Here is a 13,152-nt window from a genome sequence, read left to right as displayed (position 1 = left end):
AATCCCCTGCGCTCGCCCCACGTCAACCCGGCGACGAGCTGTCGTCAGCGGAGCGGGCGACCCGCATCCTCTCGAGGCCGACGAGGACGACCATCACGATCCCGAGCAGCACCCAGCTGACCACGCCGAGCGGTCCGACGACGGCCATGTCGACGGTGGAGCCGGCGGCCGAGACCAGCACCACGAAGCCGCCGACCGCGTTCAGCGAGCCGTGCGCGAGCACGGCGGGCCACACGGAATCGGTGCGCAGGCGAAGCCATCCGAGGAACAGTCCCCACATCACGCAGCCGCCGACCATGAACAGCACGCCGGTGATGTCGGTGCGGCCGAAGTTGTAGCCGAGCAGGATGACCGGGCTGTGCCACAGCCCCCACGCCACGCCGGTGATCAGGATGGCCTGCCATGCGCCGAGGGGCATCAGGGCGGGTTGGAGCCATCCGCGCCAGCCGATCTCCTCTCCTGCGGCGAAGACGCTGTTGATGACCGCCCCGAGGGGGATCTGCACCAGCTGCAGCACGAGCAGGAGGTGCAGGGGCGGCAGAGGCGTTCCCGCCGGCACCGCCGCAGCCAGCTGGGCACGGAACCCCGACAGCCCGGCGAGGTCGAGGTCGATCCAGCCGAAGGCCGCGGAGAGGAACACCGCGGCGACGACGATCGCGATCGGGGCCACCAGCGCGATGCCGAGGTATCGGAGCCACCGACCGAGCGGGCCGAGCGGCCAGATGCCGAGAAAGGCCCGGCGGTGCTTTCGCGGGGCGCGAAGCGCGAGAACGACGACGACGGTCGCCACCGTCGGCGTGAACATCATCACCGGCAGGAGGAACGGCGCAGCCGGTGCCGCGAGCCCCGCCGGGTCGATCCACAGCGGCAGTGCGACGAGCCAGGCGAGGCCGAACGAGAGGGCGAGGAAGACCGCGACCGGCACGACCCGGACCCGGGGCATCATGCAGCGCCTCCGTGGTCGCCGCCTTCGCCGCGCTCGCCGCGCTCGCGCAGGGCCAGGAGGAGACCGGAGGCCGTCGATGCATCGTCGACGGTGACGACGAAGGCTCCGCCCCTCGCGCGCTCGACCTCGAGGGCCTCGCCACGGCGCAGGACCACGCCGGTGCGTCCATCCAGTGCCTTCCGCAGTCCCCATCCGCCGAAGTCCGCCATCGGATTGATCGTGACCACCTTCACCTCGACGACCTGATCGAGTGACACCCGGAACCTCGGCACGCCCAGCAGGCTGGTCACGCTCAGTCCGTCGTGGTCGACGCGGACGCGGAACAGCATGGTGGCGAGGATGGCCGCTGTCACGACGACCGCCACGATCAGCAGGATCGGCCAGGCGCTTCCCGCGGTGGCGATGTCGAGTGCGGCGAGTGCGAAGAGGAGTACCGCCGCACCGACGAGCACCGCCATCCCGCCACTCGCGAGAGATGCGGTGCGCACCCAGACGGCGCGCTCGCCCGGCCCCAGGAGGACCGGTGTCGCCGGGCGGACAGTTCCGCCGCTCACCGTCAGGCGCGGCTGCGAAACCCAGGCCACGACTCCGACGACGATCCCCGTGGCGCTGCCCCAGACGAGCGGTCCGAAGATCCCGGCCGACTGCGTGGCCGCCGGCAGATCGACCTGCGCCGCATACGTTCCGGTGATCACGACCATCACGGCACCCACGACGGCGGGAGCGAGCGAGCCGAGGAACCGCATCGTGGCTCCCCACTCCCCCTCGCGCGAACCGAGGAGGGCGAACGCCGACAGCACGAGCGTCATCCCGATGCCCAGGCCGGCACTGAGGGCCGGAACGGTCCACGGCGCCGCGTAGCCGTCGGGGGCGCCCGACACCGCCCAATGGACCGCGACGGGGTCGGGAACGCGAGGCAGCAGCCACAGCTGGATCGCCACCGCCGCGACGGTCATCGCCAGCGGCAGGACGATGCCGAACCACACGAACGCGCGGCGCGCCCGGGTGAGTCGTTTCCTATCGTTCTCGGGAGGGGAGACGGTCATGACGGGTCCTCCTCTGGATCCACATCGGCCAGCAGCGAAGCGAGCACGTCCGGCGCGAGCCCGAGGCTCCGCGCACGAGAGGCGAGGGCGACCACGTCGTCGCGGAGCCGGCGCAATCCGTCGGCGGCCTCGGTGACGACCGCACCGCGGCCCCGCCTCATGTCCACGAGGCCCTCGTCGCGCAGCTCCTGGTAGGCGCGCAGCACCGTGTGCAGGTTGAGGTCGAGCGAGCCGGCGACCTCACGCGCGGAGGGAAGCCTCTCCCCCGAGCGGATCTTCCCGGCGGCGATCGCGGTGCGCACCGAGGCGGCGACCTGTTCCCACAGGGCCGCGTCGCGTGATGGGTCGATCCGAATCAGCACACCGCTATTATACTTTCACTATAACAAATCCAAAACCCTTGCCGGCGATCTGGAGAGCCGTTCGTCAGGGCCACGACCGTGCACGAATTCAGGCTGCGCGAGGTGCGAGACGCGCCCTGTAGGCGTGTCGCCCCGTCCCCGGCGCGTCCAGCCTGAGTTAGGGCCGAGCGGGAGGCGAAACGGCATCGGGCGCCGGCAAATCAGGGCGCGCCGGCGGCGGAGCCCTTCGTGACGGCCGCAGTCGCAGTAGCGGTCGCGACCACGGCCACTGTCGCGACCACGACCATGCACGAACTCAGGCTGCGCGAGGCGCAGGACGCGTCCTGTCGGCGTGTTGCCCCTCCCCGGCGCGTCCAGCCTGAGTTAGGGCCATACGCGAGGTGGAACGGGCGCCGAGCGGCGGCGCGCCAGGAGGCGGCGCTCTTCGTGACGGCCACAGTCGCAGTAGCGGGCGCGACCACGGCCACCGTCGCGACCACGACCGTGCACGAATTCAGGCTGCGCGAGGTGCGAGACGCGCCCTGTCGGCGTGTCGCCCCGTCCCCGGCGCGTCCAGCCTGAGTTAGGGCCGAGCGGGGAGGAAAAGCGACGGGCGTCGATGCCGGCACGCGGCGGTGCGCCGGGGCGGCGGAGCCCGTCAGGAAGCGTCGCCGCGGGGGTGGCGTGTGGCGGCGCTGGTGCGACCGAAACCGAGAGAGCCGGCGACGGCGGGCAGCAGCGCCTCGGCTGTGCGGCGGTAGCCGAGCGCGCTCGGGTGGAAGCGATCAAGGCTGAACATCTCATCGGGCTGCGAGATGAAGAACGGGCCGACGGCGTGCCGGAGCGAGACCGCATACGCGCCGGCGGCGACGGCCGCGTCCGCCTGAGCGAGTGCGAGCTGGCGCGACATGCGCGATCCGAGCGAACGAAGCGGCTGCGGCACCGGACGGAGGGCACCGAGATCGGGACACGTGCCGACGACCACCTGCGTTCCGCGCGAGCGGAGGCGTGCGATCGCCTCGGTCAGGTGCGAGACGGAGGTCGCCACCGGAACGCGGTGCGTGATGTCGTTCCCGCCGACGACGATGACCGCGACGTCGGGTTCGTACTCGTCCGGCAGGTCATCGAGCTGCTCGCGGAGCGCCGATGACTCGGATCCGACGACCGCCACCGTGCGCAGGCGCACGGGTCGCCGCGCCCTGTTCGCGAGGCCCTTGGCGATGCGCGCCCCGAGCGTCTCCTTGCGTCGCGTCGCGCCGAGACCGGCGGCGATCGAGTCACCGAGGATCAGCAGCTCCAGCGGCTCGCCGTCGAGCTTGCGCCGCCACACCCGGTCCGCCTCGAGGGCATCCTCCCCCAGCGGCTTCCCGATCACGCGGCGGGCGTACGCCGCCTGCCGCGCCAGCGCGATGCGGACGACCACCATCGACGATACGACCGCCCCCGCCGCGGTCATCCCGACCACGACGCCCGTCCCGGCCCTGCTCATGCGCCGATTCGACCGGGTCGACGTGAACCCGGGCTGACGCCGCGGTGAACGAATGCGGCCAGACGCCTCACTCGAGCGGTTTGACCTCGAGGTCATCGATGTGCGCCCCGGCGGTCACCGCCGCGAAGTGGGAGTACCCGTCCGCGGCAGCCCGCTCCAGCAGGGTCTTGAGGTTTCTCGGTCGCTGTTCGAGCCGCACCCGCTGACCGCGACGGATGAACGCGGCCTTCAGCGCGGCGAGCTCGGCGACCGGCACATCCCGGTCGTGCACGAGCACGATCGCCGGGGTCGCCTGGTCGACCTGGTCCGCGACGAGGTCGACGATGCGCTCGAAGCCGATCGAGAAGCCGACGGCCGGCGCCTCCTGCCCGAGGAAGCGTCCGATCATGCCGTCGTAGCGTCCGCCGCCGCCGAGCGAGTAGGGCACCGACGGGTGCGCGACCTCGAAGATGGTGCCGGTGTAATACCCCATCCCCCGCACGAGGAACGGATCGAACGTGAGCGCCACACCGGCGCCGCGCGCGGCGGCGACGGCCGCGCCGATCTCACCGAGCGCAGCGACCGCCTCCCCATCCAGCCCCGCGGGCAGCGCGGCGCGGATCGCCTCGACGCCGAACCCGGATGCCTCTTCCGGCTCGCGCGAAAGGAATTCCGCGAAGGCCTCGACGGCCGCGCGCGCACCGGAGCGCTCGAGCAACTCGGTACGGACCCCGTCCGGGCCGATCTTGTCGAGCTTGTCGATCGTGATGAGAACGCTCGGGCGCTCCTCGACGGGAAAGCCGAAGTGCTCGAGCATCGCGTCGAGCAGGCGCCGGTCGTTGATGCGCACCGAGCCACCCTCGAGCCCGAGGGCATCGAGGGTGTCCAGCGTCGCAGTGATCAGCTCCACCTCGGCACGGGTGGACGCATCCCCGATGATGTCGATGTCGCACTGCATGAACTGCCGATAGCGCCCCTTCTGCGGTCGTTCGGCTCGCCACACGGGCGCGATCTGCACCGCCCGGAAGATCGTGGGGAGCTGCCCGCGGTTGGTCGCATAGAAGCGCGCCAGCGGGACGGTGAGGTCGTAGCGGAGCCCGAGATCGGTGAGCGCCGCGGGGTCTTCGGCCGCCGCGACGATCGCTTCGGCATTCAGCCCGCGCTTGAGCACGTTGAAGGCGAGCTTCTCGTTGTCACCGCCGATGCCGGCATGCAGGCGCGCGTACTCCTCCATGACGGGGGTCTCGATCTCGTCGAAGCCGTGGGCGCGGTAGCGCTCCCGGATGACGGCGAGCACTCGCTCGCGGCGGGCCTTGTCTGCGGGGAGGAAGTCGCGCATGCCGCGCGGCGGGTTCACGGATGCCACCCGGCTATTGTTCCAGGTCGGCCGCCCCACCCTCTGCCGCACGGACGTCTGCGGTGAGCCCGCGCAGGCGCTCACGCAGGGCCCGCTCCGCGTCCCAGCCGTTCTCGCGGGCCACGGCGACGAGTGCGAGCAGCGCGTCGCCGAGGTCGTGCTCGGACTCGGGGCGTTTCGTCTCGGTCGCTCCGCTCCCTCGCTCAACGACCGGGGGGACGGTCGCCCCGCGAGCGAAGCGAGACGAATCGCCCACGCCCACCTGCGCGGCCTTGCCGACGAGCTTCTGCGCGAGCGCGAGCGACGGCATGTGGTGCGATACTCCATCGAGAACGGACTGCCGCTCGTGCTTCTCGGCCGCCTTCGCGGCGTTCCAGTGCACGAGGACCTCTTCCGGAGTGTTCGCCACGGCACCGGCGAACACATGAGGGTGCCGGCGCACCATCTTCTCCGTCAGCCCTCGCGCGACGTCGTCGATGTCGAAGGGGTCCTCGGCATCCCTCGAGGCGATCTCGGCGTGGAACAGCACCTGCCACAGCAGGTCGCCGAGTTCCTCCCTCATCTCCGCCCGAGGGCCGGCCTCGATCGCGTCGATGAGCTCGGCGCTCTCCTCCACGAGATACGGCACGAGTGCGCGATGGTCGATCTGCTGCGTCCAGACGCACCGGTCACGCACCGCGCGCATCGTGTCGGCGGCTTGCCGGAGCGGATCGCTCAGGCGGTCGTCGCGGGGGTCTTCTGCTCGAGACGGCGATAGTGCCATGCCCGCCACGATACGAGAACACCGGCGAGCACGAGCGAGACCATCGACCCGGCGAGAACACCGAGCGTCGCCTGATCGCGGATCTCCGGATGCTCGGCGAAGGCGAGCTCCGACAGCAGCAGCGAGACGGTGAACCCGATCCCACCGAGCGAGCCCGCCGCCAGAAGGTCGGTGAAGGTGAGCGCCGGCGGGCCCTCGCGACGACCGACGCGCAGGGAGATCCATCCGAAGATCGAGATGCCGATGATCTTGCCGACCGGCAGAGCGACGAGCACACCCCAGAAGGCGGGAGAGAGCTCGCCCGCGCTCACCTGGGGGATGACCACGAGCGCGGCGGAGAACGCGAAGACGGGGAGGACGAGGCCGTTCACCCAGGGCTCCAGCACGTGTCGAGCGTGGAGGGCGGGCTGCTGGCTCATCGCGAGGCCGAGCGCGACGCCGGCGATCGTGGCGTGCACGCCCGACTTGTACACGAGCGCCCACGTCACGACGCCGATGACGATCAAGGCGATCGTGATCGGGATGCGGGCGCGGGTGTCGACGCGGCGGGAGAGGATGCCGAACAGCACGACCAGCCCCGCCGCCCCCAGGAGCATGCCGTAGTTGACGTCACTCGTGAACAGCACGGCGATGAAGATGATGCCCACGATGTCGTCGAGGATCGCGAGAGCGAGCAGGAAGACGCGGAGGGCGGAGGGGAGCCCCTTGCCGAACACCGCGAGCACGCCGAGGGCGAAGGCGATGTCGGTCGCGGTGGGGATGGGCCAGCCGTTGACCGCGTCGGAGCCGTGGGCGATGACGAGGTAGATGACGATCGGGACAATCACGCCGCCCGCGGCGGCGATCGCCGGCTGCAACGCCTTCTTGGCCGAGTTCAGCTGGCCGCTGGTGAGTTCGAACTGCAGCTCGACGGCGACGACGAAGAAGAAGAGGGCGAGGAGGCCGTCCTTGATCCAGTGCGACACCGACAGCTCGAAGAACTCCGGGATGCCGATGTACACGTTTATGAAGTCATCGACGGCGGGCCCAGCGGGAGAGTTGGCCACGGCGAGGCCTGCCGCAGCGGCGACGAGCAGGACGATCGCGGGGAAGCGCTCGGACCGGAACAGTGACAGGAACGGGGGCGACTGAGGAGACTGGGACATCGGGTCCTTTCGTCTGGTGGGATGCGCTGAACGACGCCGACCAGACTTCCCGGCACACCAAGCTCCCAGTCTACCGGCGCCGGGAGCGAGGACCCGACGACCCTCCCCGTGTCCGGAGCACACCGTCGACGCCGCTAGCGTTGAACGCATGCGCGAACTGACGAACACCGAGGCGATCGACCTCGTCGGCCGCTACGAAGCCGGCCAGGAGATCCCCGACACGATGCGCGCCGACGTGCGCCTGCTGGGCGGATTGCTGGGACGGGTGCTCCGCGAGAGCGGTTCACCCGGGCTGTTCGAGGATGTCGAGCGACTGCGCGCGGCGACGATCCAGGCATACACGGATGCGACCCCGGAGGCCTTCGCCCGGGCAGAGGCGATCGCCGACTCCTTCAGCATCGACCGCGCCGAAGAGGTCGCCCGCGCCTTCACCTGCTACTTCCACCTCGTCAACCTCGCCGAGGAGCACCAGCGCGTGCGGGTGCTGCGCCAGCGCGACGGCCGCCCCGACCGCGAGGACGCCACCGACTCGGTCGCTGCGGCCTTCGTGCGCCTGGCCGCCGAGATCGGCGACGATTCAGCCCTCGAGCGTCTGCAGGCGCTGCGCTTCCACCCTGTCTTCACCGCCCACCCGACCGAAGCACGCCGGCGAGCGATCTCCACGGGCATCCGCCGTCTGGCCGAGCTGCTGGAGGAACGCGACGCGACGCTGCGCAACGGCGCCGACGAGGGGCGGACCGAGCGGCAGATGCTCGAGGAGATCGACACGCTGTGGCGCACCGGCCCGCTTCGGGCCGAGAAGCCGTCGCCCACCGACGAGGTGCGCGCCGTGATGGCGGTCTTCGACGACACCCTGTTCACGTCGATCCCGGAGGTCTACCGTCGCGTCGACGATGCGCTGCAGGGACCGGCCGCCGGAAGCCGCTCCCCCGTGGTGCGCCCGTTCGTGAGGATCGGATCCTGGGTCGGCGGCGACCGTGACGGCAACCCGTTCGTGACGGCGTCGGTGACACGCAAGGCGGCGAAGATCGCCAGCGAGCACGTGCTGCTCGGTCTCGAGCGCGCGGCCCTCCGCATCGGACGCACCCTCACCCTCGACGTCGACACGACGCCGCCGAGCGACGCCGTCACGTCGCTGTGGCATCGGCTCCGCTCTGCCGACGAGGATGCGGCGCGCGACATCGCCAAGCGCTCCCCCGGCGAGCTGCACCGCAGCGTCGTGCTGCTGGCGGCACGGAAGATCGCCGCGACCCGCACCCGTGACGCTGATCTGGCCTACGCGACGCCGGACGAGCTGCTGGCCGACCTTCGCGTGGTGCAGGACTCCCTGGTCAGTGCCAGCGCACCGCGGCAGGCCTACGGCCAGCTGCAGCAGCTGATCTGGCAGGTCGAGACCTTCGGTTTCCACCTCGCCGAACTCGAGGTGCGCCAGCACTCCGCGGTGCACCGCAAGGTGCTCGACGAACTCGATGCCGGCGGCGAGCGGTCCGAGCTCGCCGAGGAGGTGCTCGAGGTCTTCCGCGTGGTGAAGTTCCTGCAGGACCGCTACGGTCCGCGTGCGGCAGGTCGCTACATCGTGTCGTTCACGCAGTCGGCTGAGGACCTCGCGAACGTGCACCGCCTCGCCCGCTACGCCGTCGGCGAGGGCGCCACCCCGCCCGTCCTCGATGTCATCCCCCTGTTCGAGACGTTCGCAGATCTCCAGGCCGCGCCCGGCATCCTGCGCGAGATCGTGCAGCATCCGGCGTTCGCGGCCCGTCTCGGCGAAACCGGAAACCGGCTCGAGGTCATGCTCGGGTACTCGGATTCGTCGAAGGACGTGGGCCCGGTCGCGGCGACTCTTGCGCTGTACGAGGCCCAGGCGGCGATCGCGGACTGGGCGAAGGAGTCCGGTATCGAGCTGACGCTGTTCCACGGCCGCGGCGGCGCTCTCGGGCGCGGCGGCGGACCGGCGAACTCGGCGATCCTCGCGCAGCCGCCGCACTCCGTCGACGGCCGGTTCAAGCTCACCGAACAGGGCGAGGTGATCTTCGCCCGCTACGGCGAGCCGGCGATCGCCAAGCGCCATATCGACCAGGTCGCCGCCGCCATGCTCCTGGCCTCCTCGCCTTCCGTGGAGCGCACCAATCGCCACGCCGCCGAGCGATTTCACGCGATCGGCGCGACGATGGATGCCGCCAGCCGCGACCGCTTCGCCGCGCTCGTGAACGCACCGGGCTTCGCGCCGTGGTTCGCGCAGGTGACGCCGATGGAGGAGATCGGGCTGCTGGCGCTGGGATCCCGCCCGGCGCGACGCGGGCTGTCGGTCGAGTCCCTGGCCGACCTGCGTGCCATCCCGTGGGTGTTCGCGTGGTCGCAGGCCCGCATCAACCTCGCCGGCTGGTTCGGTCTGGGAACGGCCCTCGAGGCGGTCGGCGACGAGGGTCAGCTTCGACGAGCCTACGAGCAGTGGCCGCTGTTCCGCACCCTCATCGACAACGTGGCGATGAGTCTCGCGAAGACCGACGACCGCATCGCGATGCGCTACCTGGACCTCGGCGACCGCGAGGAGCTCGCAACGCTGGTCCGCGAGGAGATGGCGCTCACCCGCGCGTGGGTCGTGCGCATCACCGACGGCGACGAGCTGCTGGCGAACAAGCCCGTGCTGCAGCGTGCGGTCAAGCTGCGCAGCCCGTACGTCGACGCGCTGTCCCTGCTCCAGCTGCGGGCGCTGCGCACCCTGCGCGACGACGCCGCGAACGGCCGCGACCTCGACCCCGACCAGCAGCGCCTGCTGCTGTTGTCGGTCAACGGCGTCTCGGCGGGTCTGCAGAACACCGGCTGATCTGCGTCAGAGAGCCTCGTCGTCCGCGTGACGGGCGAGGGAGCGCCCGTACCTCTCGGTGAGTTGAGGTCTGGGGTCTCCCGGTCGAGTCCGAAGACGTATCCGGGAAAGTCCAGTTCACGCTGGGCCCGCCGGATCTGCTCGTCGCGCTCGGGCGGGAGGATCTGCGGGGGCTGACCGACGGCCACCCAGCCGATGGGCACGACGGTGTCCGCCGGGAGCACCGTGCGCAGGTGAACCACCGCATTGATGCGCACCTCGCTGCGCGCGCCGATGTGCGCTCCGTTGAACACGCGGGTTCCGGTCGCGAGGAAGACCTCGTCATCGATGACCGCTCCGGAGATGCTGGCCATGGGTCCGACGAGCACATGGGAACCGACATGCACCGGGTTGGTGGCCGTCGCCCGCACCAGTGCGTTCTCCATGACGATGACGTTCTCCGCGAGCGTGACCGCTCCCCCCTCAGCCGTGATCACCGCACCGTGCAGAACCTGACAACCGGCGCCGATCGTCACGTCTCCGCTGATCACTGCCGTCGGGGCGACGACGGCGTCGGGGTGGATGCGCGGAACTGCTCCCAGATGAGGCTGTCGCATGAATCTGCAGGTGATCGGGCGCGCCTGAGGCGGGTTTATGGCTGATCAGGGATGATTAAGTATGGTCGTGAATGTGCGTTCGGGTGATCGGGATCAGGGGTTTCTGCTGCCGCCGTCGGTGCGGGATTGGTTGCCGGAGGATCATCTGGCGTTCTTCGTGATCGATGTGGTCGCGGAGTTGGATCTGACGGCGTTCTACGCCGCGTTCCGCGCCGACGGGCGCGGCGGGGCCGTCTACGACCCGGAGATGATGCTCGGTGTGCTGATCTACGCGTACTGCACCGGGGAGCGCTCCTCCCGTCGGATCGAGAAGCGCCTGGTCGAGGACGTCGCCTACCGGGTGATCGCGGTGAACCAGTCCCCCGATCACGCGACGTTGGCGCGGTTCCGGGCGCGTCACCAGGACGCGATCGCAGGGCTGTTCTCCCAGGTCCTCGGGCTCTGCGTGAAGGCCGGGCTGGTGGACGCAGGACTGGTCGCGATCGACGGGACGAAGATCGAAGCGGACGCGTCGTACTTCGCCAACCGCACCCGCGACGAGCTGGCAGCTGCGGTCCTGGCCGAGGCGGCCGCCACCGACGCCGCGGAGGACGAGCAGCTCGGGGATCGCTCGGGGTCCGAGCTGCCGGACGACTGGGCCGGCGGGCAGGGTCGGCGGGGCCGGATCCGGGCGGCGCTGGCAGAGCTGGAGGGTCAGCCGGCGCGGGACTACGAGGCGCGGGTCGCGGAGCGGGCGGCGAAGGAAGCCGCTACCGGGAAGGGTCTGAGAGGGCCGAAGCCGTTGAAGGAGCCGGCGCGGCGGGCGCTGCCGCGGAGGGCGAACACGACCGATCCGCACTCGCGGATCATCGCCACCAATGGCGCAGGGGTGATGCAGGGCTATAACGCCCAGACCGCCGCGACGGCGGGGCAGATCGTCGTGGCCGCGGAGGTCACAGCGACCGCGAACGACCAGCCCCACTTCATCCCGATGACCCAAGCAGTCATGGAGAACCTCGCCGAGACCGGCGCCGGGAAGGTCGGCACGTTCGTCGCGGACGCGGGCTATTGGACGGCAGCCAGCGGCACTGCCGATGTCGGCGCGGACGTGTTGATCGCGACGCGGAAACCGGCCTGGCGTCGAGGCGAGACCCCCGATGATGACAAGCTCGCCATCCTGGCGAAGGTGAACCGCGGGGAGCTGTCCCTGCGGCAGGCCGGGGACATCCTCGGCGTCTCTTACACCTGGGTTAGAGACATGACCAAACGCTACTTCGGCAAAGACGGGCCACGGCAAGCCCGCACCGCCCAACCCGAACCCGACGAATGGATGCCCGTGATCGAGAAGCTCGCCCGAGGAGAGATCTCCCAGCGGGCCGCGATCGACGAACTCCAGGTCTCCCAGGGGCGGGTCAAGGCCATGCTCGCCCACGTCCGAGGCGAAGGTGTCGAGCCGGAGATCGCCCGCCGGGCCATGGACGCCAAGCTCGCCACCGAAACAGGGTCAGAGGCCTACCGGAAACGGCAGCACAGCATCGAACCCGTCTTCGGAAACGTCAAAGCCAACCTCGGCTACCGACGCTTCACACGACGAGGAATGCCCGCCGTCCACGCAGAATGGCGGCTGATCTGCAGCGCCCACAACCTCCTCAAACTCCGCACCGCGACCACCGCCTGAACGACGGGGCCACCCAGCCCCGCCGCCCCGGCTCATCCGGACCCATGCAGATTCATGCGACAGCCTCAGATGTGCGAATCGCATGGCGCCTCCTCGTCGACGGCGGTCAGCGCCATCGTAGCCAGCCGCATCCGGCCGGCGCGACGCCTCGATACGATTGCGGCGCGAGGAGGACGGAATGGGCGAGCACGCGGCAGGGCGATTGTTCGAGCCCGAGGCGTTCGGATTCTACGAGCGTCTGGCGGCGGACAACACCCGGGAGTGGTTCACCGCGCACCGCGAGGAATATGACGGACTCATCCGGGAGCCTCTGGAGATGCTCTGCGAGATCGCCGAGGCGGGGTACGGCTCGGCGAAAGTGTTCCGGCCGAATCGAGATGTGCGCTTCAGCGCCGACAAGTCGCCCTACAAGACGAACGCCGCCATGGTCGCCGGCACGATCGCGAGCATCTACCTGTCGGTGTCGGCGGACGGCATCGACGTCGGCGGCGGGCTCTATCAGCCCTCGCGGGGACAACTGCGACGCGGCCGCGAGGCCATCGAGGACGATGCCACCGGATCGACCTTCGAGCGCATCGCCGATGGCATCGAGGCGGCAGGCTTCACGTTCGCCGGGCCGCCGCTGAAGACCGCGCCGCGCGGCTACGACCGGGAGCACCCCCGCATCGCACGCCTTCGTCTGACCCACTACGCCGCGCTGCGGCCGCTGCCGCGCGAGGCGACTGTCGACGACATCCAGCACGCCTGGCAGCAGATCGAGCCGCTGCGGCGATGGATCGTCGAGCACGTCGGGCCCTCGGACGACCGCCCCTTCACCCGCTGAGCCGGGACTCCACCCGCTGAGCCGCCCCGTCACCCGCTGAGCGCGGGCCCCTCCGTCGGCCGGTTACGCCGGCCGGCTCCCAGCGCGGCGATGTCCACAACTCCTCAAGTTTCGAGGCATTCGAAGCGGGACCGGTCGGAACCGGGCTCGAACGGCTCGAAAGGGAGGAGTTGTGACCGCCGAATG

General features: G+C 70.3%; 10 protein-coding genes. 3 read left to right on the top strand and 7 right to left on the bottom strand.

Features of this window, described 5'->3' with window-relative positions; translation table 11 throughout:
• Positions 1 to 22: 22 nt before the first annotated feature.
• The 7 genes from IM777_RS05970 to nhaA all read right to left on the bottom strand — a co-directional run bounded on the left by IM777_RS05970 (position 23) and on the right by nhaA (position 7,066).
• Positions 23 to 946, bottom strand: a complete 924-nt coding sequence (locus IM777_RS05970) for a CPBP family intramembrane glutamic endopeptidase (RefSeq protein WP_194384950.1) — start codon at positions 944 to 946, stop codon at positions 23 to 25.
• Positions 943 to 1,992, bottom strand: a complete 1,050-nt coding sequence (locus tag IM777_RS05965) for a DUF1648 domain-containing protein (RefSeq protein ID WP_194384949.1) — start codon at positions 1,990 to 1,992, stop codon at positions 943 to 945. The genes IM777_RS05970 and IM777_RS05965 overlap by 4 nt, the downstream gene beginning before the upstream one ends.
• On the bottom strand, positions 1,989 to 2,354 hold the full coding sequence (locus IM777_RS05960; RefSeq protein ID WP_071042864.1) for a GntR family transcriptional regulator: 366 nt from the start codon (positions 2,352 to 2,354) through the stop codon (positions 1,989 to 1,991). The genes IM777_RS05965 and IM777_RS05960 overlap by 4 nt, the downstream gene beginning before the upstream one ends.
• Before the next feature lie 637 nt (positions 2,355 to 2,991).
• The gene (locus IM777_RS05955) at positions 2,992 to 3,822 is read right to left on the bottom strand and encodes an SGNH/GDSL hydrolase family protein (RefSeq protein WP_194384948.1); all 831 of its coding nucleotides are present in this window, start codon (positions 3,820 to 3,822) and stop codon (positions 2,992 to 2,994) included.
• A gap of 67 nt (positions 3,823 to 3,889) precedes the next feature.
• Positions 3,890 to 5,140 (bottom strand): histidine--tRNA ligase, encoded by a 1,251-nt coding sequence (gene hisS, locus IM777_RS05950; protein ID WP_071043351.1) that lies wholly within the window; start codon positions 5,138 to 5,140, stop codon positions 3,890 to 3,892.
• Positions 5,141 to 5,171: 31 nt separating this feature from the next.
• Positions 5,172 to 5,921, bottom strand: a complete 750-nt coding sequence (locus IM777_RS05945; RefSeq protein WP_071043350.1) for a nucleoside triphosphate pyrophosphohydrolase — start codon at positions 5,919 to 5,921, stop codon at positions 5,172 to 5,174.
• Complete coding sequence (gene nhaA, locus IM777_RS05940; protein ID WP_336510688.1) at positions 5,873 to 7,066, bottom strand: Na+/H+ antiporter NhaA; 1,194 nt, start codon at positions 7,064 to 7,066, stop codon at positions 5,873 to 5,875. Before nhaA ends, IM777_RS05945 begins: the two co-directional genes overlap by 49 nt.
• 148 nt (positions 7,067 to 7,214) lie before the next feature.
• Here nhaA and IM777_RS05935 point away from each other — a divergent pair, with 148 nt between their 5' ends.
• From IM777_RS05935 to IM777_RS05920, 3 genes are all read left to right on the top strand, one after another.
• The gene (locus tag IM777_RS05935; RefSeq protein ID WP_071042862.1) at positions 7,215 to 9,890 is read left to right on the top strand and encodes a phosphoenolpyruvate carboxylase; all 2,676 of its coding nucleotides are present in this window, start codon (positions 7,215 to 7,217) and stop codon (positions 9,888 to 9,890) included.
• A 657-nt stretch (positions 9,891 to 10,547) separates the two neighbouring features.
• The gene (locus IM777_RS05925; RefSeq protein WP_194384947.1) at positions 10,548 to 12,143 is read left to right on the top strand and encodes a transposase; all 1,596 of its coding nucleotides are present in this window, start codon (positions 10,548 to 10,550) and stop codon (positions 12,141 to 12,143) included.
• 178 nt (positions 12,144 to 12,321) lie between these two features.
• Entirely contained in the window at positions 12,322 to 12,966 is a 645-nt protein-coding gene (locus tag IM777_RS05920; protein ID WP_194384946.1) for a DUF2461 domain-containing protein, read from the top strand.
• Positions 12,967 to 13,152: the final 186 nt, after the last annotated feature.

This window comes from Microbacterium luteum, assembly GCF_015277875.1.
GTDB lineage: Bacteria > Actinomycetota > Actinomycetes > Actinomycetales > Microbacteriaceae > Microbacterium > Microbacterium luteum.
The sequence above is the reverse complement of the archived record's forward strand: the minus strand, read 5'-3'. Positions and strand labels throughout refer to the sequence as shown.